Raw genomic sequence first — 20821 nt, forward strand, 5'->3', positions numbered from 1 at the left:
GTCACTCAGCCTGGCTTAGTGACAGTGATGCGCCACAGCCGACGGGGCAACTCCCCTTCGTCGAAGTCGTGCACATCGTCGAGGTTCCACCCGGTAGCCAGACTCTCGACGAGCTCGCGCGAGAAGAAGTGCACAGCGAACCCGCCAGATTCGAAGATGTCATCGCCGTGCTCGCAGCCGGTGCCGTAGTGCGCATCACCGGTGTGCCGAACGGTGTAGATGAACTTTCCACCCGGCCTCAACACCCGGCGGACCTCGGCGACAGCGGCGTGAATTTCCCTCGTGGACAACGCCATACACAGCGCCATATGCGCGTATACGGCATCAACGGATCCGCTCGCCTGGGGCAGGTTGTCGCGCATGTCGTGCACTATCGCGGCCACCCGCGTGGCCACACGCAGAGCCTGGGCCGCTCGGCATATCTGAGCGACCGCAATGTCGCTGAAGTCGCTCGCAACCACCTCGAAGCCCTGCCGCGCGAAGTAAAGGGAATCGCGGCCGTGGCCGGCCCCCAGTTCCAGAACTTTCTTCATACGTCGCCCGCGAACACCTCCGCTGCGTAGACCGCGGCCTTGGACGAGTCAGACCCGTACATCGCGGGGTTCGCGCGGTAGGTGTCCTGCCAGTGTTCGCGCTGCTCGCGGACGAGTTCCAGCCGCCCATGGGACAACAGCCAACCTCCATCAGCAACAGTCCATCCCTGTTGGTCAAATATTCTATTGTTTTATCGATTATTGGATTATAGTAGCCACGTGTCGTTCGCTCTCGGCGCCAAGCGCGACCTCAAGAACCATCTCGACGCGGAGTTCCGCATCGACAAAGCCGTTTCGAGCCCGCATCGACTCGTCATCCTCGGACAAAGCGGTCTCGTTGCTGTACGCGAATGGACTTCGCGCACAACGGCTGACCGAGGTTTTCCGGAGCGTCTGACAGGACGGCAGATAAGGAGGTCATCATGAAACGGTTGCTGATCATCGGGTACGGAGGTATCAGTTACGTGGTCTTCCTGGCCGCGTTTCTCTACTCGGTCGGCTTCGTCGGAAATCTGTTGGTGCCGCGCAGCATCGACAATGGCATCGCCGCTGCCACCATGGAGGCGCTCATCGTCGATGTGGTTCTGCTAGGCCTCTTCGCGGTGCAACACAGCGTGATGGCACGACCGGCGTTCAAGCGACGGTGGACACGGCTGATACCGTCCGCGGTCGAGCGCAGCACCTACGTGCTCCTGTCCAGTCTCGTTTTGTTCCTTTTGTTTTGGCAATGGCGAACGATGCCCGCGATTATCTGGAACGTCAGCTGGGAGCCGGGGCGCATCGGCCTCTACGCGCTGTTCTGGACAGGCTGGATTATCGTGCTCACATCGACTTTCATGATCAATCATTTCGACCTTTTCGGCCTGCGCCAGACCTATTTGGCGTGGCGGAAAAAGGCATACACCGATCTCGAGTTCCGCACCACAATGTTGTATCGGTTGGTGCGGCATCCGCTTATGCTCGGCTTCATCGTGGCGTTCTGGGCGACACCGACGATGAGCGCTGGTCACCTCCTGTTCGCGGCAGTGACGACTGCGTACATTCTGGCCGTCCTGCCGATCGAAGAACGCGACCTCGGCAAGGCGCTGGGCGACGAGTACAGCCGATACCGCACCCGCGTGCCCATGCTTATTCCTGGGCTGCGCCTGCGCAGGAGCCCGAAAAACTCTGCGCTGCAACACTAATTACTGATCAGCCATTACATCGCCAGCGCAATGGGGAGTCCAGCAGGTTTCGACACGAGACTTACCCGACTCAGATCCCGATGTTCACGCCCTCGTCGACCGGCAAGCCAGCCAGCCGCCATTCGAGCATCCCATTGTCAAGTCGCACCGCTGCACGACCGGCGGTTCGTGCAATTCGGACGGCATCCGGCGCCATGACGCAGTAGGTACCACGGCAGTACGCGACAATGTCGCTGTCAGCCGGTATTTCAGCGAGACGCTGGGCCAATTCGGCCACTGGAATGTTGATTGCTCCCGGGATGTGGCCGGCCTGGTACTCCTCATACGGTCGCACGTCGACGAGCGTGACCGCTCCGGCATCGCGGCGGCGCAACAGTTCTTCACGAGTAATTGAATCCTCGGGCGAGCCGAGCACTTGCGCGGCGGCGACCGCGACGTCAGCCAGATGCTCATCGGCGACGATCTGCACGAGTGCGAACAACCGTGCCACGTCTTCTCCGGCCAGCCGGTAGTACTGACGGGTCCCGTCACGCCGCGCTTCAACTAGTCCGCCGCTCTTGAGTGTCTGCAGGTTCGCCGATGCTGTTGTCAGGTTCATCCCGGTGGCGGTCGCTATTGACTCGACCGTTCGCTCCCCCTGGGCAAGTAGATCGAGAATCTGTAATCGCCGGCCGTTCCCGAGGGCCTTTCCTACCCGAGCTATCTGATCCAACAGGGCTGCCTTGCGGTTGGACTGCGCGACCTCTAGTTCTCCCACTACGTCCTCAATTCCATTTTTCGTTGTAATTACAGAATACAGCCGAGCCCACTTCAAACGCTGATTGCCCCGCGCCCTGGCCTGCGCGCAGCGAGCAAGGGCTATCGGGCTTTGGCCATGGTGTATCGAATAGCGATATCGTTAACCGATATCTTTGGGTAGCATCGCCCGCGTGATGCTCCTCGGGCGCGATGGGCCAACTCCGCGTCCAGGGCACCGGACAACAACCCACATCCGCCGGCGCGGCAGCAGAAATGCACTTAGGGCCGCGCCAGAAGCACTGCCACACAATGACCCCCGAACGGTGACCTAGACCTGTGAATGCCCGGCGCGGCCCCAGTGACAGCAACCTCTGCGGAGGAAAGATGACTCGATTGATGCGCTGGCGCACCCTCGCGATAATTGTGGGATCCCTGGTGAGCATCGGCGCCCTGGCCCTGACGGCATCGTTCATCTACCCGCACGTGCGGGGCATTGAGTACGTCAACGAACACACCGTCCTAGAACACCGGCTCGTCATCCCGCCATTGCTGGAACCGGCGATCATCAACGGGGAGAAGGTGTTCACGCTCACCGCGGCTTCCGGGCGTACCGAGCTGCTGCCTGGCGCATTCTCAGACACCGCGGGCTACAACGGCAGCTACTTGGGCCCCACCCTGCGGGCCCGTACCGGAGACCGAGTCCGCATCGAGGTAAAAAACCGGCTCGATGAGACGACGACCGTACACTGGCATGGCATGCACGTGCCCGCCGCAATGGACGGTGGCCCTCACCAACCCATCGACCCAGGGGCGACGTGGTCGCCGCACTGGACCATCGCGAACTCGGCGGCCACCCTGTGGTATCACCCCCACACCCTTGGCAAGACTGCCGAGCAGGTGTATTCGGGTCTGGCGGGCATGTTCCTCATCGACGACCCGAACAGCGATGCGGCCGGCCTTCCCGCTCAGTACGGGGTTGATGACATTCCCTTGATGGTGCAGGACCGCAACTTCGACACCGGTAGACGTATGACCTACCACTACGACCGCACCCAACAGAATTTCGGAGAGCTAGGCGACTCCATTCTGGTCAATGGCACCCACACCCCCTACTTCGAGGTGCCGAGAAAACTCGTTCGGCTGCGGATCCTGAACGCCTCCAACGCCCGACGCTACAACTTCGGCTTCTCCGATGACCGCCCCTTCCAGCAGATCGCCACCGACGGCGGTCTGCTTGCCAGACCCGTGCCGCGGACCAGGATGCTGTTGAGCCCCGGAGAACGCGCCGAGATCCTCCTCGACATGACTGAAGCCGGCGCGCCGGTCACCCTGATGAGTCACGAAGTGCCCGGCGACGCCCACATCTACCACCTCATGCGCACCCTTACCGTCGGCGACAACGACGAATACCAGCGCTTCAAAATCCTGGAACTGCGCCCCACCGGCGCACCGGCACCGCGCAGCGCCATCCCTGACAAGCTCAACACCATCACGCCGCTACGTCCCCAAGACGCTTCCCGCACACGCACATTCCACATCACCGACCGCATGAGCATTAATGGCAAACCCATGGATCACGCCCGGATCGACGAAGTCGTCACCAAAGGCGACACCGAGATCTGGGAAATCGACAACCAAGAAGCTCTGTTCTACCACCCCTTCCACATTCACCACATCCAGTTCCAAATTCTTGACCGCAACGGCAGGCCTCCCCAGGACTACGAGCAAGGCTGGAAAGACACCGTCCATGTCGCACCGTTCGAAAGGGTAAGGATAATCGCCAAATTCGATACATACTCGGACGGGCATTCGCCGTACATGTACCACTGCCACATCCTCGAACACGAAGACATGGGCATGATGGGCCAGTACATGATCGTCGAACATTCCACCGACACAGCCTCGGTGGAATCGCCGCTGACAAGTCACCAGCACACGGGCGGCACCGAGAGCCACCCGCATACCCGCTAACTACCCATGCCACCGCACCGCAGCCGGTCATCCCCCGCGTGGGATAACCCACTGTTGCTACGAGGTGGTGATCGCGCCGAGGGCGACCAGTACCTCGACGATCTCGCCGGAGTGCGGAATCGCGGAGGGGTCGGCGATCTATTGCGCTGGTTTGGGGCGGTTTCGCAGAGTTTGGTTCCGAACTCGTGCACTAACCTTTAGGTTTCTCACGCACTCTTGAGGTGCAGTCCGTACTCTTGGATGCATCCTGTGTGAGCCGCACCTGTCCCAAGCTGTGGCGGTCATCAGCCGATGCGGTGGTCGTCATGCCAGGGTATCGGTTGACGGAAGGAAAATCCGGTGTCGTATTTGATCCCTCACGGAGATTGTCAGCACAGCAGATCGCCCTGCATTATTTTTCGCTCGTTGAGGCCGGTCGAACAGTTGTCAACAAGAGTGTCCGGAGCTTGACGGAGAAGTCTCACCGAGCTTAGTTGCACACCGACCTGACGATCCTCCCGCCGCCCAACTTGTTCAAGGCGGCACTTTCGGCCGCCGCACGTGTCAAGCCAGTCCCGCCTTGGTAACTCGAACCGTCAGAAGCGACCGCACCGCACAGGTTGAAGCTGATGATTACTCGGCAGTCCTGATCGCCACACTGATCCAATGCGACTCGTTCTGCTTGTGCCTTGACTTGGTAACCCCGCGCTGTACCCCACGCCCCACTCGGGGCGTAAGCGATTGCGCCATAGCGCATCACATGCGGAGGGGGCATTTCCTCGCTCACACCCGCGGTTACCCGCGGGACCAACGGAACCGCCACGATCATGAATCCTGCTGTCGCTGCCAGGCTGCCGATTGCGAACGCGATTCGATGCTTTCGCCTATTCATCATTTCTAACTCCCTTTCTTGCAAACGCTGGATTGCGGAAGTCTGTGACGGTTGAGCTCTAGCACGATGCCGATATAGCTAAATATGTTGAGCACCAACGCTTACGGTCTACTAGGGGTGGGGCGCTGGCTGGGTGCTCGGCATCGTCGTATGCCCCGGCTGCATGGAGCCTCCCGGGCCCATCATCCCGGGTGACACGCCTCCGCCGGAGCCCATCATCGGGCAGGTGCTCTCGCCCCCGCCGGAGACTTGGTGGCCGCCGTACGGGCCGTGGGTGACCCGCCCCAAGAAGAACCCGGAGAAAAAGAGGACAGCCACGATGAAGACGACACCGGCGGCGATAGCCACAATCGTCCAGAGTCGATCGACTCGACTGGACTCAGAGAGATCCGAGGGACGAGATAGTCCTGTTGCGGCTGGCGGTTCGACGGATTCTGGTGTTTGCGTCATGCGATGAAGTATCACACTTGATACCCTTAGGGGGTAGGGGCTAAAGTCCCGAATATTGGGCGCGGCTGGCACCAGTAGCGCATCCGGAAGTTGTGCGCAGCGCGAGGATCCCGGCCTGGTGGCCCGGCGTTACAACTGTCGGGCCGGTTGCGAGCTCAGATTTCGAACAGTTTGGCAATGAACAAGATTGACATGCCGACTGCCATCATCGCTTGGGCGAGGCTCCCCAACAGCCGAAAGCGGGTTGTGGCGTGCTGCCGCTCTACAAAATGCCTAAACGCCCAGAAAGCTGCTGCGGTCGCGAAGATGATGGCGCCGATCCAGTTCACTGTGGTCAACCATGTGGGCGCTCCGCTGCTTGCCGGTTCGTTCATTGCGGCCATGCCCATGCCCGGCATCGAGGTGCTCGGCGCGTCGCTCGAATGTGCCAGTCGCAGAGTTCCTTCCATGGTCGCATACATCCATGCCGTCGCCAGCATCATCAGGCTGTGGTATCCGTACAGCACTCGCGAGACGGGCGATTGGGCCGCAACGATCCCTATCGTCGTGAACCACATGGCTGCCAGCAGAAAAAACACGGCAGGTCCGGTTGTCGGCAATTGTGCGCCCCACGGCCAGGCCATCGCAGCCATGGCCACGGCCATCAGGAAATGCACACTGTGATTGATCACCACCGTCCACGGGCGACGTTGGGTCAGAATCGGCAGACCACATTCCATGGCGCCCACGACGAACAACACCGTGACGATCCAGCGAAGCAGCAGGTCGTGGATCATGCGATAGCGGGCCGCGTGGATCGGGGGGAATTATGCAGTTGTGAGTCGATGGGACAAGGAATGTCTGTCATGTGTCGCGGCCGAAGCGCCGTAGCCGCAGCGAGTTGGTCACCACACTGACCGACGACAACCCCATCGCCGCGCCCGCTACGACGGGGTTCAGCAGGCCGAAAGCGGCAAGCGGGATGGCGGCGGTGTTGTAGCCGAAGGCCCAGCCGAGGTTTTGGTGGATCGTGCGCAGGGTTTGGCGCGAAAGCTGCATCGAACGCACCACGCCGTCGAGCCGCTCGGACATCAGCGTGATGTCGGAGGCCTCGATGGCCACGTCGGTTCCGGTGCCGATCGCAATGCCCAGATCGGCTTGCACCAGCGCGGGGGCGTCGTTGACGCCATCGCCGACCATGGCGACCATGCGGCCCTCGTCTTGGAGCCGACGGATCTCGTTGACCTTGTCCGCGGGCAAGACCTCGGCCAGCACGCGGTCGATACCGACCTGTCTGGCTATGGCGTCAGCGGTGCGGGCGTTGTCACCGGTGATCATGGCGACCTGCAGCCCCATGTCATGCAGCTGGCGGACCACTGCTTGGGCGTCGTCTTTGATCGTGTCAGCCACCGCGAGCACGCCTACTACTCTGTCGTGACGGCCGACGAAGACCGCGGTGCGGCCCTGCTCTTCGAGTTTGGTGGCTGCCGCAGCGAGATATTCAGGGAGACGCACGTCGTTTTCCTCGACGAGCTTGCGTCGCCCGACCAGCACGTCTTGGCCATCGACCTGGGCACGGACGCCGTGGCCGGCCAGGTTGTTAAACGCTGTGGCCGTTGGGATCTCGAGATCGCGGTCGCGGGCACCAGCGACGATGGCCGCGCCGATGGGGTGTTCGGAGCCGGACTCGACTGCGGCGGCAATCTGTAGCACCAGATCTGCCTTCTGTCGCTTATCGGGGATGACGTCGGTGAGTTGCATCTGGCCGCGGGTGAGCGTGCCGGTTTTGTCGAACACCACGGTGTCGATCTTTTTCGACGCCTCCAGGACCTCGCCGCCTTTGACCAGGATCCCCATCTCCGCACCGCGACCGGTGCCGGCGATGATCGCGGTGGGGGTGGCCAGGCCCAGCGCACACGGGCAGGCGATGATCAGCACCGCGACCGCCGCGGTCATGCCGGCGATCGGGTTGGCGGCCAGCAGCGCCCAGCCGGCAAACGTCAGAGCGGCCACCCCAAGGACGGCGGGCACGAACACCGCCGAGACCCGATCGGCCAGCCGTTGTACCGGGGCCTTGCCCCCCTGGGCCTGCTCGACGAGTCGCACAATCTGGGCCAGCGCGGTGTCGGCCCCCACGGCGGTGGCGCGCACGGTCAGCAGCCCATCGACATTGACGGTGGCCCCAGCAACCCGATCGCCCACCGCCTTCTCGACCGGGACCGACTCCCCAGTCAGCATGGACTCATCGACAGCGGCGCGACCCTCGATGATCTCGCCATCGACGGGGATCTTCTCCCCGGGCCGCACCAACAGCAAGTCCCCGACCTGCACCTGTTCCACCGGCACGAGAACTTCCTGGCCCTCCACCAGCAGACAGGCTTCCTTGGTGCCCATCTCCAGCAGCTTGCTGATCGCCTCGCGGGTCTTGCCGGTGGCGCGGGCCTCGAAATAGCGGCCCAGCACTACGAACCCGATAATCAACGCCGCGGTGTCAAAGAACAGCGGCCCCCCAACGAAGAGCTGATACGTCGAGTAGGCGAACGCGGTCAGCGTGCCCAGCGTGATCAGCGTGTCCATGCCCGCTGACCCTGCCCGAGCTTGCTGCACGGCCCCCTTGAGGAACGGCCAACCCGCGACGAACTGCACGGGCACTGTCGCGGCAAAGGCCAGCCACCCCGCCCACGAGGCGCTCAACAGCATCGGCGCCGCCATCGACATCAGCCCCAACGGCACGGCCAGCCACACCCGCCTCAACCATTTGCGCTGCTCACCCTTGGCATCTGCAACCGGCGCCCCGTGACAGGACGCCGCCGGCTGATGGCAACTACCCTCGCTGGGCGGCCGGGTGGTGTCGCTGTCGGGCGAGAGGCCGAGCAACCTGAAGATTCCGTCGGTGATCCTTTGCACGACACCGGATTTGTCGGCACCAGCCGAGTGCGGAGCGCGCTCGGCCACCAGCTCCGCAGGAGTGTTCCAGGCCTCCTCGATCGCCGCCAAAACCGCAGCGGTGTCGCAGTCATCGGGCAAATACCAGATCACCACTGACGCCGATCGCGGATAGGCATACACCGCGTGCACACCAGCCACCTTGGCGACCGCATCCTCGATCGCGACAGCCCGGACCGCGTCGAAGTCAAACCCGCTGGCGCGCACCCGCATCCGCCCGCCACCTTGGGAGACAATAGTCAGTTCGAGGCCGGCATCAGCGGTAACCGGAGTCTTAGTGGCAAGCATCGCCGGACTCCGGGGCCAAGGTAGGTACCGACTTTACCGGTGTCGGCGGCGGCACTCGCTCTCCGATCCGATCTGCCGCCTCGGCCAGCACATCGGCCACCGCCAACCGGGCCCGCTCGGCGCCCTCTTTGGTCTTGCGCTCGGTGGCGCGCGCCGCACGCAGGCCCCACGCAGTGGCACCGACCGTCACCTTCCGCCAGGGCGCTTTCGCCAACGCCCCATACGCCGCAGCCCCCACCACGCCGGTCACCACCGTAGGCACCGTCTTCGCCAGAAGTCCCTGCACCATTTTCAACACTTCCTTCCTCAAATTGACCCGTTACCGATTGCGTACAGTCACGCTCGGCTGCCGAGTCATCCTGCGCTGCCCGGCGGGCAGCGCCTGTCAGTTGAAAACGGGGCGCCACTCCGTGAGGCCGTGCCTCAGCAACCGTGATGCACACCGGTGCCCGGAGCGGCGACAATGCGGTCGTGAGTCCCTACTTCTTATTCGCCGCTGATTACCGACGATAGTCGAGATGCGCAGCGACATAGCAGCTTTCAGTGATCTAGTTCGCAAGGACCGGTCAGGAATTCAAATAGGATCAGCCGAACTCCGCGGGAGGTTGAGGGCAATTCAGGCTTTATCTGTCCACCCCGTCTGACCGCAGGTGCAGCCGGTGTCGCGGTTCTCGTTCATACCCGAGAAAGGTACCCCCATGGGGTACCTGTGTCAACGGGTCCGGGTTACCCCCGTGGGGTACAACCGTCAGCGTGAGGCTCCAAGGTAGCCCGCTGCGGGTCCCGACCCGCTTGCGCCATGGCGCATGCTGCCTCAACGATCTCTCGGCGGCCGTGGAAATGGAACATTCCGCGGTCTCTCGCCAGTTGCCTATTGCGCGCAATGGGATTGGTCATCGGTGCCCGCAACGTCATCTACGCGGCTTACGACAGCCAGGTATCGGCGATAATTTTTCGTCATCTGCGTGACGTCGCGATGCTCTCGACGAGGCCGTCTATCACATCGAACATCTTGGGCTCACGTGACTGACGACCCTCCGCGACCGCCTGAAAGTTATCAGCTGGTCAGTTGTGGCCAGCGATTGTGATCTCGGTCAATGGTGAAGGTGTGTATATGTTCCATGATGCCGTCGTGGACGACAGTGGCGTCGTTGAGATGCACACGGTCGGTAGTGGCGATGTCATGGGTGTGAGTGAGCGCCACGGGGTCGCGGCGCGGCCAGATCAGCAGGGCGATGACCGCCCCTGCGGTGGCGACAAACCCCAGGGTGGACCAGGTTGCGGTGCAGCCGGCTAGCGTGGCTCCCCAGCCTGCGACGGGGTAAGTCAGCAGCCAGCATAGGTGGGATAGCGAGAAGTGGGCGGCGAACACTGCGGGCTGATCGGCGTGGGCCGATGAGCGGCGCAATACCTGGCCCACGGGGGTGAGTACCAGGCTCATACCGGCTCCGATGAACAGCCAAATCGCAAGGGCGGCATGCCATCGCTGTTCACCGCTAGACGTTGACAGGATGATTGCGCTTGCGGCACCGATGAGCAGCATCGCACCGCCGGTCAACATCACGGTCCGCTGGGATACTCGGCGTAGCACTAGCGGGAGCACCAGCGCGACCACCATCGTGCCGAGGCCTGAGGCGGCGAGTAGCCAGGCGACGTCTGCCTGGGTGCGGCCCAGGGCGTCGCGGACGTAGTTGACGGTGTTGACCATGACGATCGACCCGCATCCGGCCACCGCGAGATCCAGGGCCAGCACGCCACGCAGACGCGGGGTGGCGGCGAAGATCCGGATCCCGGCCACAGCCCGCTCCCAGGCGCTAACTCTTGGGTTGGGCGTGGCGTCGGGGATGCGGGTGCTGACCACTAGGCCCGCTGACAGCAGGAACCCGATCACGGTGCCCACGAACAGCCAGTGGAAACTCATAACCGTTAGCGCCAGCGCGGCCAGCACCGGGCTGAGCAAACCCTCCATCGTGGAGGCGAGCTGGGAGGCCGACAGCGCCTTGATGTAGTCGGATTCGTCGCAGACCACATCGGGGATGACCGCCTGAAAGGTCGGCGTGAACGCCGCTGACGCCGACTGCAGAAGCGCGATAAGCACGTAAATCTGCCACGCCTGGTCGATGAACGGCAACGCCACCACCACCGTGGCCCGGGTCAGATCGAGAAACACGAGCATCAGCCGCCGCGGAACACGATCGGCATGTGCCGCGGCGATCGGAGCAACCGTCACGTAGGTGATCATCTTGATCGCTAACGCCGTGCCGAGCACGGCGGCCGCGTCGGCCCCGGCCAGGTGGTAGGCCAGCAGCCCCAACGCCACCGTCGTCAGGCCAGTCCCGAACAGCGCGACCACCTGCGCCGCGAACAGACGCCTGTAGTCGCGGGAGCTGAATAACGACATTGCTGATCCCTCTTGTTTTCGTGCGGATTAGGTAGGTGGCCGTGATCAGCCGCGTTGCCTCGCGTCAGCGGGGCATCGGCGCGGTGATGGGACGGGATTCCCGGCCCGGCGTGCTCGGCGTTACACACCGCACGGTCACTAACTGGCGCACGTGGTCGTTGTCCAGGCTGTAGCAGACTGTGGTGCCTTCGCGGCGGGTGCAGATCAGCCGCGACATCCGCAACTCCGGCATATGCTGCGATACCGACGGGGCGGGTTTTCCGACCTCGGTGGCTAAGTCGTTTACCGACATCTGGTGCCACACCAGCACCCACAACAGCTGAATGCGAACGGAATCGGCCAGCATGCGGAAAACCTCAACCATCAGATCCCCCCGATCCCCGGGCAGCCGCGTCCCGGGAACTTATTTATCTGCATTCATGCGTAGATAATAATCAGGGAGCGTACAGAGAGCAAACCCGGGATCCGCCAATTCAGCGTTGGGTCGGGTTTTTCTACATTCCTCCGGGTACTCCATGGAACAACAGCTACGCCGAATCATTCATCGACAGATGTCAGTACTGCGCGATGGTCGCGAAATCACCGTAGCGCCAGACGATTTGGCTCTGACTGACGTGATGGTCCTTCGCCCAGGTGAGCGGGCCGCGACCGACGGGCTGATCAAATCCGCTCGCACCAGCTTGGACTTGTCGGCGATCACGGGGGAGTCGGTTCTGGTAGAGGCCGGGCCGGGCAGCGTTGTATACGCCGGCGCGATCAACGGCGACGGGGCAGTCGAGGTCGAGGTGACTGCCCGGGCCAACGACAGCTCGCTGACCCGCATCGTGCACATCGTCGAAGAGGCACAGGAACGCAAGAGCCGACCGGAGCGCCGCGGCCTCGGCGGGCGAAGGTCACCATGCTGGGTCGCGGGTACGAGTACATGGATTTGGAACCCGAAATCGGCGCAACGGCTTCGGATCTCGGCGCGACATCCCTGGGTTTCGCTGGAATCGTGCCCCATTCGACTTCCCATGCGGCGGGCCTGGCAACACTGGACCCCGATGCGTTCGGCGGCGAACCACGCATTCCTATGGTGCCGGGGACTTGGAACAACCAATCAGCGCCGTCCGCCGAACCACAGGACCGGGGAGGCGACGACCTGTAACAGTAACGAGGTGGCCGCTCGACGGTGGCTGAGGACGATGGCGGTGGCCGTGCTTATCGAGCCCTGCGCATGTGGCTGTGGGCCTCACGACCGTTACGCTGACGCCCGACAACTGCAGGACACGATGGCAGCGAGAAACTTCTCCACCGACGCTGGCCGTACGTAGCCGGCCGGGACCGTCCGGTTCTCCAGCTTCGCCGAGGCTTTGGGGGACCGCACGGCGATTCGGTTCACGACGTCTTTCTTAACAACGCGACGCGCCACGACCCACACTTCCCTACCGGATCTCCACAGCCTTGCTACCGCCGGGCGCACGCTCGCAATCTAGGCATCGATGCACTCGTTACCGACGCTAATGTTCCCAAAGCCATAGAAAATGGCCCCCAGGCTTGCGCCTGGGGGCCGCTTCCGCTAGTAGCGGGGACAGGATTCGAACCTGCGACCTCTGGGTTATGAGCCCAGCGAGCTACCGAGCTGCTCCACCCCGCGTCGGTAAACGCAAGGTTACCCAACGCGTGTGGATCAATCCAAATCGCGTCCCCACCAGTGCCGATGTCCCGGCAAGTGCGGAAAAACCCGTTGCACCGCCCACGTCCGCGGGAATACGGTCCCAACGACCGCCGCACGCTAGGAGACCACGATGCCCGAACAACTCGGGCCCAAGCTGCTCAACTTCGCCACCGACATCGCGGGCAACACCGTCGAGCAGGCAAAGGTCACCGCGTCCATGCCGTTCGTCCACCCGCACGTCTCGCTGATGCCCGACGCGCACCTGGGCAAGGGCTCGGCCGTCGGCACCGTCATCCCGACCCGGGGCGCCGTGATCCCCGCGGCGGTCGGCGTCGACATCGGGTGCGGCATGGTCGCGGCCAAGACCCGGTTCACCGAGCAGGACCTGGCGGCTCGGTTCGGCGGCGACTACCGCTCCCGACTGACGGCGCTTCGCCAGCGGGTCGAAGACGCGATTCCGCTGTCGCCCGGCAACTACAACAAATCCCTGCAACGGTTTTCCTTCACCGCCAAGAAGCACGACGAGCTACTGGCGCTGCAGAAGGAGCTCGGCGTCGACCTGTCGCACAGCCCGAAGTGGATGCAGCAGTTGGGATCTCTCGGCGGCGGCAACCACTTCATCGAACTGTGTCTGGACACCGAAGACAACGTCTGGCTGTTCCTGCACAGCGGTTCCCGCGGCGTCGGCAACAAGATCGCCCAGCGGCACATCAAGATCGCCCTTGACCTGTGCTCAGCCGACCCGTCGATCAAGCTCCCGAACCGCGATCTGGCATACCTGCGGCAAGGAACGGCCGAATTTGATCGTTACATAAGGGATTTGGAGTGGGCGCAGCGCTTCGCCTTCCTCAACCGTGCCGAGATGATGGACCGGTTCATCCACGTTTTCGCCTCGTGGATCGGTGCGCAGCCGCAGCGGGTGGAGACCGAACGCATCAACACCCACCACAACTACACGGTGCCGACCACGATCGACGGCGAAAGCGTGTGGCTCACCCGCAAGGGCGCAATCGACGCCACCGAAGGCAAGCTGGGCATCATCCCCGGCTCGATGGGCACCCGCTCCTACATCGTGCGGGGGCGGGGCAACGCCGACGGCCTGTGGTCGGCACCGCACGGGGCCGGCCGCCGGTTCAGCAGGACGAAGGCCAAGGAGCTGTTCACCGAACAGGACCTTGCCCAGGCGATGCTGGGGATCGAGTACCGCCACGGCAGGGAGTGGATCGACGAGATCCCGCAGGCCTACAAGGACATCGACCAGGTCATGGTCGATGCCGAACCTCTTGTCGAGGTGGTGACCTCGCTGCGGCAGGTCATGAACGTCAAGGGGCAGTGAGCCCGCGAAGCTACCTGGTGTTGTTGAACTTGGTGATCGCTTCGTCCAGCCGCTGCAGCGCCGAGCCGTAGCCGGCGAAGTCACCCTTCTTCTGCGCATCCCTGGCGGCGCCTATGGCCGCTTGAATCTCTTGCAGCGCAGCGGCTTTGGCCGGCGAGAGAGCAGCGGAAGCCTCAGGAGGTGCCGGCACCGCCGCCGTGGGAGGCGGCGTCCCGGGCCCGGCCGCGGGCTGCGGCGGAGTGGCCGGCGGCGCGGCCGGCACCCCGGCGTCGGTGGGCTGAATGCCGGTCGCGGCCGCACCGGCGCCGGGTCCGAACAGCGCCGTCAGCGCATCACCGACCGTGGGCCCGTACCCGATCTTGTCGTTGTACATCATCGCCACCCGGATCAACCGCGGATACGACGATGCCGCGTCGCTGGCCCCCGGCGAGGCGTAGACGGGCTCGACGTACAGCAAGCCGCCCTGGCCCACCGGAAGAGTGAGCAGATTTCCCCAGCGGATCCGGTTCTGGTTGTCCCGCCCGATCACCCCGAGATCCTGGGACACCGCCGGATCGGTGGTGATCGCGTTATTGGCCAGCTTCGGCCCGTTGACCTGACCGGGAATGGTCAGCACCGTGATCTTGCCGTAGGTCGCGGGGTCCGAACTGGCACTGATATAGGCGGCCAGGTAGTCGCGCTTGAATCTGTTCATCGCGCTGGTCAGTTGGTAGGAGGCCGAATTATCGTTCTTGGCAATGTTTTTCGCGACGATGTAATACGGCGGTTGGTAGCTGCTGGCGGTCGGGTTCGGGTCCAGCGGAACGTCCCAGAAGTCCGAGGTGGAGAAGAACGTCACCGGGTCGTTCACGTGATACTTGGCCAGCAGCATGCGCTGCACCTTGAACAGGTCCTCGGGATAGCGCAGGTGCTCGGCGAGTTCGGGGCTGATGTCGCCCTTGGGCTTCACCGTGCCCGGGAACACCCGCATCCATGCCTTGAGCACCGGATCGTTCTCGTCCTGCTGATACAGCGTCACGGTGCCGTCGTAGGCGTCCACGGTGGCCTTCACCGAATTGCGGATATAGGAGACCCGCTTGTCCGGCGCCAGCCGGTTGAACGCCACCTCGGTCGAGTCCGCCGTCGCCGACGACAACGACGTGAGCTCGGAGTACGGATAGTTGTCCAGCGTGGTGTAGCCGTCGATGATCCACACCATCCGCTTGTTCACGATCGCCGGGTACACGGCGCTGTCCGTGGTCAGCCAAGGGGCCACCGCTTCCACCCGCTGCGCCGGGTCGCGATTGAACAGAATCCTGCTGTTGGAGCCGATCACGTTGGAGAACAAGAAGTTCCGCTCGGCGAACTTCGCGGCGAACACGCTGCGGGAGATCCAGCTGCCGATCGCAACGCCACCGCCGCCGGTGTAGGTGTAGTTCTTGGTCTCGGCGCTGGTCTCGTAGTCGTATTCGCGGTCGGCGCCAGTCTTGCCGACGATCGCGTAATCGGCGGCGGCGTTTGCGATCACCGGTCCGAAGTAGACCCGCGGCTGGTCCAGTTGTGCCGGTCCGTCGGAGACGATACTGCCGTTGGCGCCGACGACGTTGACCAGGAACTGGGGATAGCCGCCGTTCTGGTTGGGATCGTTCGCGATGCCGCGCACCGTGTTGGCCGGCGACGCGATGAAACCGTTGCCGTGTGTGTAGACGGTGTGCCGGTTGATCCAGTCGCGCTGGTTGTCGATCAGCCGGTCCGGGTTGAGCTCCCGGGCGGCGACCACGTAGTCGCGCAGGTTGCCGCCGCGGTCCTGGTAGCGGTCGATGGACAGCTGGTCGGGGAAGTAGTAGAAGTTCTTGCCCTGCTGGAACTGGGTGAACGCCGGGCTGACGATGGTGGGGTCGAGCAACCGGATGTTGGCGGTGGTCGCGCGGTCGGAGGCCACCTGCTGCGCGGTCGCCTGACCGTCGCCGGTGTAGTTGCGATAGGTCACCACGTCCGGCGTCAGTCCGTAGGCTTGTCGGGTCGCGGCGATACTCCGGCTGATGTATTCGCTTTCCTTCTGTGCCGCATTGGGTTTGACACTGATCTGCTCGACGATCATCGGCCAGCCCGCCCCCACGATCAGCGAGGACAGCAGCAGTAGCACCAGACCGATCGCCGGAATCCGCAAGTCCCGAAGCGTGATCGCGGAGAACACCGCCGCCGCGCAGATCAGCGCGATCGCCATCAGGATCAGCTTGGCCGGCAGCACCGCGTTGATGTCGGTGTACCCGGCTCCGGTGAACGGCTTGCCACCGCGGGTGTGCGACAACAGCTCGTAGCGGTCCAGCCAGTAGGCAACGGCCTTGAGTAGCACCAGCATCCCGACCAGACTGATCAGCTGGATACGTGCCGAGCGGCTCAATGCCCCGGCCCGCCCCGACAACCGGATCCCGCCGAACAGATAGTGCGACACCAGGTTCGCCACCAGGGCCAAGAACACCGCGACGAACATGTAGCTGAGCACCAGCCGGTAGAACGGCAACTCGAAGGCGTAGAAACCCAGGTCTTTGCCGAACTGCGGATCGGCGATGCCGAAGTCGCCGCCGTGCAGGAACAACTGGATGCGCACCCAGTAGCTCTGAGCCACCATGCCGGCCAGCAGGCCGATGGCCGTCGGGACGCCGATGCCCACCAACCGCAGCCGGCTCATCACCACCGCCCGATACCGAGCCACCGGGTCGTTGTCATTGCTCGGGACGAACACCGGGCGGGTTCGGTAGGCCAGCGCCATCCCGCCGAAAACGATCCCCCCGACCAGCAGAGCCGCGATCAGAAACACCACGAGCCGGGTGATCAGCACGGTGGTGAACACCGAGCGGTAGCCGAGTTCACCGAACCACAGCCAGTCGACGTAGGCGTCGATCAGGCGCGGACCGGCCAACAACAGCACGATCACGCCCAGCGCGATCAGAATCAGAATCCGGCTGCGCCGAGTCAGCTTCGGCATCCTTGCGGCGGGCCGCATTCCCACTGGCTACGCTCCCTAATTCGTTTTCCCGATGGCCACAACTGTACGCAAACGGCCGGACTAGACCAGACTGCCCAGCTCCTCCTCACCTCACACCGCGAGGTGCATCGTCGCCGGGCTAGCAGCTCGGAGTCGCCGCTCCCGACGTGATCGCATGCAGGGCGTCCACCGCCGAACCGAGCGTCTCCACCTTCACCAGCTTCAGCCCGGACGGAATGTCGGACACCGCCTCGTAGCAGTTCTTCGCCGGTACCAGGAACACCGTTGCGCCGGCCGCGCGGGCCGCGGCCATCTTGTGGGTGATACCGCCGATGGGACCCACCTTGCCCTCGACGTTGATCGTGCCGGTGCCGGCGACGAACGTCGAACCGGCCAGGTCGCCGGTGGTGAGCTTGTCCACGAGGGCGAGACTGAACATCAGCCCCGCCGACGGTCCGCCGATGTTGGCCAGATTGAATTCGACGGTGAAGGGCGCCCACGGTGCGTCCAGGACCGCGACGCCCATGAACCCGTAATCCCGGTCTTTGTTGGTACCCAGGGTGATCTGTGCGATGCCGGCCGGCTCGTTCTTGCGGCGGTAGTCGATGGTCACGACCTGGCCTGGCTTGGTGTTCTTCAGCAACGCGGTGAACTGTTCGACGTTGGCCACCGGGGTGCGGTCGACCGCGTCGATGGCGTCGCCGGCCTTCAGCTTGCCGGCCGAGGGTCCGGCGTCGGTAACCGAGGCGACGGTGACCGCCGCCGGGTATTTCAGGTAACCCAGGGCGGCGTACTCAGCGCTGTCTTCGGAGGTCTTGAAGTCGGCGTTGTTTTCCTTGTCGACCTCGTCGCGGGATTTGCCCGGCGGGTAGATCAGGTCGCGCGGCACCAGCTGCTCCTGGCCCGAGATCCACAGCGTCAATGCCTCACCCAGGCTCAGGTCGTCGCGTTGGGAGACCGTGGTCATGTTGAGATGACCCGTGGTGGGGTGGGTTTGGGTGCCCTCGATCTGCACAACCTGTTTGCCGTCCACCTCACCGAGTGTGTCGAAGGTGGGGCCCGGGCCCAGTGAGACAAACGGCACCGTCACCATCGCGAGCAGCACCCCGAACACCACGATGGGGACGAGCGCGACCATCAAGGTCAAAATCCGCCTGTTCACGCCGCTTACCCTAACCGGCTTCGTCGCGGTCCTTTCAGCTGAGAGCGTGACCGTGCCTCGCGCGTTCCGCCAGTGCGGTGAGTACGGTTGACCTCATGGCTGACCTGCCTTTCGGCTTCTCCGGCGGAGACGACCCCGAGCGTGAGAAGCGCGAGAAAAACGACCCCGACTCCGGGGCCAACCCCTTCGGGTTCGGCGCCGAGTTCGACATGGCCAACCTCGGGCAGCTGTTCACGCGCCTGGGTGAGATGTTCGGCGGTGTCGGCAGTGCCATGAGCTCGGGCAAGGACGCCGGACCGGTGAACTACGACCTGGCCCGCCAGGTCGCGTCGAGTTCGATCGGATTCGTGGCGCCGATCCCGGCCACCACCAACTCGGCGATCTCGGACGCGGTGCACCTGGCCGAGACCTGGCTCAACGGCGCAACGGCCCTGCCGGAAGGCACCACCAGGGCGGTGGGCTGGAGCCCGACCGATTGGGTCGAGAACACGCTGCAAACCTGGAAACGGCTGTGCGACCCGATGGCTCAGCAGATCTCGTCAGTCTGGGCGCAGGCGTTGCCCGAGGAGGCCAAGAGCATGGCCGGCCCGCTGCTGCAGATGATGTCGCAGATGGGCGGCATTGCGTTCGGTTCGCAGCTCGGCCAGGCGCTGGGCCGGCTTTCCAAAGAGGTGCTGACGTCCACGGACATCGGTCTGCCGCTCGGCCCCAAAGGTGTCGCCGCGATCATGCCGGATGCGGTGGAAGCGTTCGCCGCGGGTCTCGAGCAGCCCCGCAGCGAGATCATGACCTTCCTCGGCGCCCGGGAAGCGGCGCACCACCGCCTGTTCAGCCATGTGCCCTGGCTGCCCAGCCAGTTGCTGGGGGCCGTCGAGGCTTACGCGGCGGGCATGAAGATCGACATGACCGGCATCGAGGAATTGGCCAGGGACTTCAATCCCGCTTCGCTGGCCGATCCGGCCGCAATGGAGCAGCTGTTGAGTCAGGGGGTGTTCGAGCCGAAGGCAACACCCGCTCAAACGCAGGCCCTCGAACGGCTCGAGACGCTGCTCGCCCTGATCGAAGGCTGGGTTCAGACAGTGGTGACCGCCGCACTCGGCGAGCGGTTGCCCGGTGAGGCCGCGCTCAGCGAGACGCTGCGCCGTCGCCGGGCCAGCGGTGGGCCCGCCGAGCAGACTTTCGCGACGCTGGTCGGGTTGGAGCTGCGGCCGCGCAAACTCCGCGAGGCGGCGGCGCTGTGGCAGCGGCTGACGGAGGCTGCGGGGATGGACGCGCGCGACGCCGTGTGGCAGCACCCGGACCTGCTGCCCGGCGCCGACGACCTCGACGACCCTGCGGCATTCATCGACCGGGTGATCGGCGGCGACACCAGCGGGATCGACAAGGCCCTGTCGGACCTGGAAGCCCAACTCGAGGACGACGCCCGGGACGATCCCGGGGCTGTGGATAACTGATCACGTCCGGCGCGCCGGGCGTGGCACCGTGACACGTCATGGCCGCGGCCGCAGCACCGTTGTTCTCGCTCAATCCGGCGATGCCGGTACTGCTGCGGCCAGACGGGGTCGTCCAGGTGGGTTGGCACCCGCGCCGAGCTGTCCTGGTCCGCCCGCCGGGCGGGCTCACCGCACCGCGGCTGGCCGCCCTGCTGCGATCGATGCGATCGCCGGTGTCGCTGACCGAGCTGCAGCACCAGGCCGGCGAGCTGGGCCACGGCGACCTGACGCACCTGGTCAACCGGCTGGTCGAGGCCGGAGTGGCTACCCGCCGGGACGGCGGTTGCACCGGGCGCTCGGCATCCATCCGGGTGCACGGCCGGGGGCCGCTGTCGGACCTGCTGGTGCAGGCTTTGCGCTCTTCAGGCGTCCGGACCGGGCACAGCAGCCGGCCACATGCCATGGTGACCACCGCCACGGCGGATCTGGTGGTGTTGACCGACTTCCTGGTGGCCGATCCGCGCGTCGTTCGTGACCTGCACAATGCGGGCGTCCCGCACCTCCCGGTGCGGGTTCGCGACGGAACCGGCCTGGTGGGACCACTCGTTCTGCCCGGGGTGACCAGCTGTTTGGGCTGCGCCGACTTACACCGTCGCGACCGCGACGCGGCGTGGCCGGCCATCGCCGCCCAACTGCGCGACACCGTCGGGGTCGCCGACCGGGCCACCATGCTGGCGACCGCGGCCTTGGCATTGAGCCAGGTAAACCAGGTGATCGCGGCAGTGCGCGGGCAGCGCCCTGACCCCCCGGCGGCGCTGAACGCCACGTTGGAGTTCGACCTGCAGGCCAGCACCATCCTGGCCCGCCAGTGGACCAGGCATCCGCTGTGTGGCTGTTGAGCCGA

At 64.2% G+C, this 20821-nt stretch carries 18 protein-coding genes, 1 tRNA gene and 2 pseudogenes; 8 read left to right on the forward strand and 13 right to left on the reverse strand.

Going from position 1 to position 20821, the window contains the following annotated elements:
• Positions 1 to 5: 5 nt before the first annotated feature.
• Positions 6 to 533, reverse strand: a complete 528-nt coding sequence (locus AC5Y7D_RS18870) for a class I SAM-dependent methyltransferase (protein ID WP_499926630.1) — start codon at positions 531 to 533, stop codon at positions 6 to 8.
• Positions 530 to 670, reverse strand: a complete 141-nt coding sequence (locus AC5Y7D_RS18875; protein ID WP_499926632.1) for a hypothetical protein — start codon at positions 668 to 670, stop codon at positions 530 to 532. Before AC5Y7D_RS18875 ends, AC5Y7D_RS18870 begins: the two co-directional genes overlap by 4 nt.
• Before the next feature lie 82 nt (positions 671 to 752).
• Between AC5Y7D_RS18875 and AC5Y7D_RS18880 the strand changes: the two genes are divergently transcribed.
• Together AC5Y7D_RS18880 and mddA are read left to right on the forward strand one after the other, a co-directional pair.
• Positions 753 to 959 (forward strand): hypothetical protein, encoded by a 207-nt coding sequence (locus AC5Y7D_RS18880; protein WP_499926633.1) that lies wholly within the window; start codon positions 753 to 755, stop codon positions 957 to 959.
• Complete coding sequence (mddA, locus tag AC5Y7D_RS18885; RefSeq protein ID WP_499926634.1) at positions 956 to 1717, forward strand: methanethiol S-methyltransferase; 762 nt, start codon at positions 956 to 958, stop codon at positions 1715 to 1717. The genes AC5Y7D_RS18880 and mddA overlap by 4 nt, the downstream gene beginning before the upstream one ends.
• 70 nt (positions 1718 to 1787) lie before the next feature.
• Here mddA and AC5Y7D_RS18890 read toward each other — a convergent pair whose 3' ends face one another.
• Positions 1788 to 2474: an Rv0324 family HTH-type transcriptional regulator gene (locus tag AC5Y7D_RS18890; protein ID WP_499926635.1), complete on the reverse strand. Its 687-nt coding sequence runs from the start codon at positions 2472 to 2474 to the stop codon at positions 1788 to 1790.
• A gap of 365 nt (positions 2475 to 2839) precedes the next feature.
• Here AC5Y7D_RS18890 and AC5Y7D_RS18895 point away from each other — a divergent pair, with 365 nt between their 5' ends.
• On the forward strand, positions 2840 to 4426 hold the full coding sequence (locus tag AC5Y7D_RS18895) for a multicopper oxidase family protein (protein ID WP_499926637.1): 1587 nt from the start codon (positions 2840 to 2842) through the stop codon (positions 4424 to 4426).
• Between the two features lie 469 nt (positions 4427 to 4895).
• On the opposite strand, the gene AC5Y7D_RS18900 is transcribed toward AC5Y7D_RS18895, so the two are convergent.
• From AC5Y7D_RS18900 to AC5Y7D_RS18930, 7 genes and pseudogenes are all read right to left on the reverse strand, one after another.
• Positions 4896 to 5300, reverse strand: a complete 405-nt coding sequence (locus AC5Y7D_RS18900) for a DUF4189 domain-containing protein (protein WP_499926639.1) — start codon at positions 5298 to 5300, stop codon at positions 4896 to 4898.
• 108 nt (positions 5301 to 5408) lie between these two features.
• On the reverse strand, positions 5409 to 5645 hold the full coding sequence (locus tag AC5Y7D_RS18905) for a hypothetical protein (protein ID WP_499926641.1): 237 nt from the start codon (positions 5643 to 5645) through the stop codon (positions 5409 to 5411).
• 257 nt (positions 5646 to 5902) lie between these two features.
• A complete protein-coding gene (locus AC5Y7D_RS18910) occupies positions 5903 to 6523 on the reverse strand; it encodes a DUF5134 domain-containing protein (protein WP_499926643.1) in 621 nt (206 codons plus the stop codon).
• A 67-nt stretch (positions 6524 to 6590) separates the two neighbouring features.
• The gene (locus AC5Y7D_RS18915; RefSeq protein WP_499926766.1) at positions 6591 to 8885 is read right to left on the reverse strand and encodes a copper-translocating P-type ATPase; all 2295 of its coding nucleotides are present in this window, start codon (positions 8883 to 8885) and stop codon (positions 6591 to 6593) included.
• Between the two features lie 61 nt (positions 8886 to 8946).
• On the reverse strand, positions 8947 to 9249 hold the full coding sequence (locus AC5Y7D_RS18920; protein WP_499926644.1) for a DUF1490 family protein: 303 nt from the start codon (positions 9247 to 9249) through the stop codon (positions 8947 to 8949).
• A gap of 768 nt (positions 9250 to 10017) precedes the next feature.
• The gene (locus AC5Y7D_RS18925; protein WP_499926646.1) at positions 10018 to 11361 is read right to left on the reverse strand and encodes an MFS transporter; all 1344 of its coding nucleotides are present in this window, start codon (positions 11359 to 11361) and stop codon (positions 10018 to 10020) included.
• A gap of 65 nt (positions 11362 to 11426) precedes the next feature.
• Positions 11427 to 11725 (reverse strand): annotated as a pseudogene (locus AC5Y7D_RS18930) (ArsR/SmtB family transcription factor); the annotation flags it as partial.
• Positions 11726 to 11915: 190 nt separating this feature from the next.
• On the opposite strand from AC5Y7D_RS18930, the pseudogene AC5Y7D_RS18935 reads away from it, so the two are divergent.
• A pseudogene (locus AC5Y7D_RS18935) lies at positions 11916 to 12233 on the forward strand (P-type ATPase actuator domain-containing protein); the annotation flags it as partial.
• A 50-nt stretch (positions 12234 to 12283) separates the two neighbouring features.
• Positions 12284 to 12508: a PPW family C-terminal domain-containing PPE protein gene (locus AC5Y7D_RS18940; RefSeq protein WP_499926768.1), complete on the forward strand. Its 225-nt coding sequence runs from the start codon at positions 12284 to 12286 to the stop codon at positions 12506 to 12508.
• A gap of 415 nt (positions 12509 to 12923) precedes the next feature.
• On the opposite strand, the gene AC5Y7D_RS18945 is transcribed toward AC5Y7D_RS18940, so the two are convergent.
• Positions 12924 to 12997, reverse strand: a tRNA-Met gene (locus tag AC5Y7D_RS18945).
• Positions 12998 to 13148: 151 nt separating this feature from the next.
• On the opposite strand from AC5Y7D_RS18945, the gene AC5Y7D_RS18950 reads away from it, so the two are divergent.
• Entirely contained in the window at positions 13149 to 14354 is a 1206-nt protein-coding gene (locus AC5Y7D_RS18950) for an RtcB family protein (RefSeq protein ID WP_499926648.1), read from the forward strand.
• Between the two features lie 10 nt (positions 14355 to 14364).
• On the opposite strand, the gene AC5Y7D_RS18955 is transcribed toward AC5Y7D_RS18950, so the two are convergent.
• Positions 14365 to 17346, reverse strand: a complete 2982-nt coding sequence (locus AC5Y7D_RS18955; RefSeq protein WP_499926650.1) for a UPF0182 family protein — start codon at positions 17344 to 17346, stop codon at positions 14365 to 14367.
• A gap of 115 nt (positions 17347 to 17461) precedes the next feature.
• Positions 17462 to 18484, reverse strand: coding sequence for a YlbL family protein (locus AC5Y7D_RS18960; RefSeq protein ID WP_499926652.1), 1023 nt, complete (start codon positions 18482 to 18484; stop codon positions 17462 to 17464).
• Positions 18485 to 18561: 77 nt separating this feature from the next.
• Between AC5Y7D_RS18960 and AC5Y7D_RS18965 the strand changes: the two genes are divergently transcribed.
• Both AC5Y7D_RS18965 and AC5Y7D_RS18970 read left to right on the forward strand, forming a co-directional pair.
• Positions 18562 to 19938 carry a zinc-dependent metalloprotease gene (locus AC5Y7D_RS18965; protein WP_499926654.1) on the forward strand — a complete coding sequence of 459 codons (1377 nt, stop codon included), beginning with the start codon at positions 18562 to 18564 and terminating at the stop codon, positions 19936 to 19938.
• 38 nt (positions 19939 to 19976) lie between these two features.
• A complete protein-coding gene (locus AC5Y7D_RS18970) occupies positions 19977 to 20816 on the forward strand; it encodes a cyclodehydratase (protein WP_499926656.1) in 840 nt (279 codons plus the stop codon).
• Positions 20817 to 20821: the final 5 nt, after the last annotated feature.

Source organism: Mycobacterium sp. NGS49 (genome assembly GCF_059812565.1).

What these genes read in the sequence shown, in the direction of transcription:
- AC5Y7D_RS18925 (WP_499926646.1), bottom strand. Translation starts at nt 11,361, where the DNA reads ATGTCGTTATTCAGCTCCCGCGACTACAGGCGTCTGTTCGCGGCGCAG.
- AC5Y7D_RS18920 (WP_499926644.1), bottom strand. Translation starts at nt 9,249, where the DNA reads ATGGTGCAGGGACTTCTGGCGAAGACGGTGCCTACGGTGGTGACCGGC.
- AC5Y7D_RS18910 (WP_499926643.1), bottom strand. Translation starts at nt 6,523, where the DNA reads ATGATCCACGACCTGCTGCTTCGCTGGATCGTCACGGTGTTGTTCGTC.
- AC5Y7D_RS18950 (WP_499926648.1), top strand. Translation starts at nt 13,149, where the DNA reads ATGCCCGAACAACTCGGGCCCAAGCTGCTCAACTTCGCCACCGACATC.
- mddA (WP_499926634.1), top strand. Translation starts at nt 956, where the DNA reads ATGAAACGGTTGCTGATCATCGGGTACGGAGGTATCAGTTACGTGGTC.
- AC5Y7D_RS18915 (WP_499926766.1), bottom strand. Translation starts at nt 8,885, where the DNA reads ATGCGGGTGCGCGCCAGCGGGTTTGACTTCGACGCGGTCCGGGCTGTC.
- AC5Y7D_RS18900 (WP_499926639.1), bottom strand. Translation starts at nt 5,300, where the DNA reads ATGATGAATAGGCGAAAGCATCGAATCGCGTTCGCAATCGGCAGCCTG.
- AC5Y7D_RS18940 (WP_499926768.1), top strand. Translation starts at nt 12,284, where the DNA reads ATGGATTTGGAACCCGAAATCGGCGCAACGGCTTCGGATCTCGGCGCG.
- AC5Y7D_RS18895 (WP_499926637.1), top strand. Translation starts at nt 2,840, where the DNA reads ATGACTCGATTGATGCGCTGGCGCACCCTCGCGATAATTGTGGGATCC.
- AC5Y7D_RS18870 (WP_499926630.1), bottom strand. Translation starts at nt 533, where the DNA reads ATGAAGAAAGTTCTGGAACTGGGGGCCGGCCACGGCCGCGATTCCCTT.
- AC5Y7D_RS18970 (WP_499926656.1), top strand. Translation starts at nt 19,977, where the DNA reads ATGGCCGCGGCCGCAGCACCGTTGTTCTCGCTCAATCCGGCGATGCCG.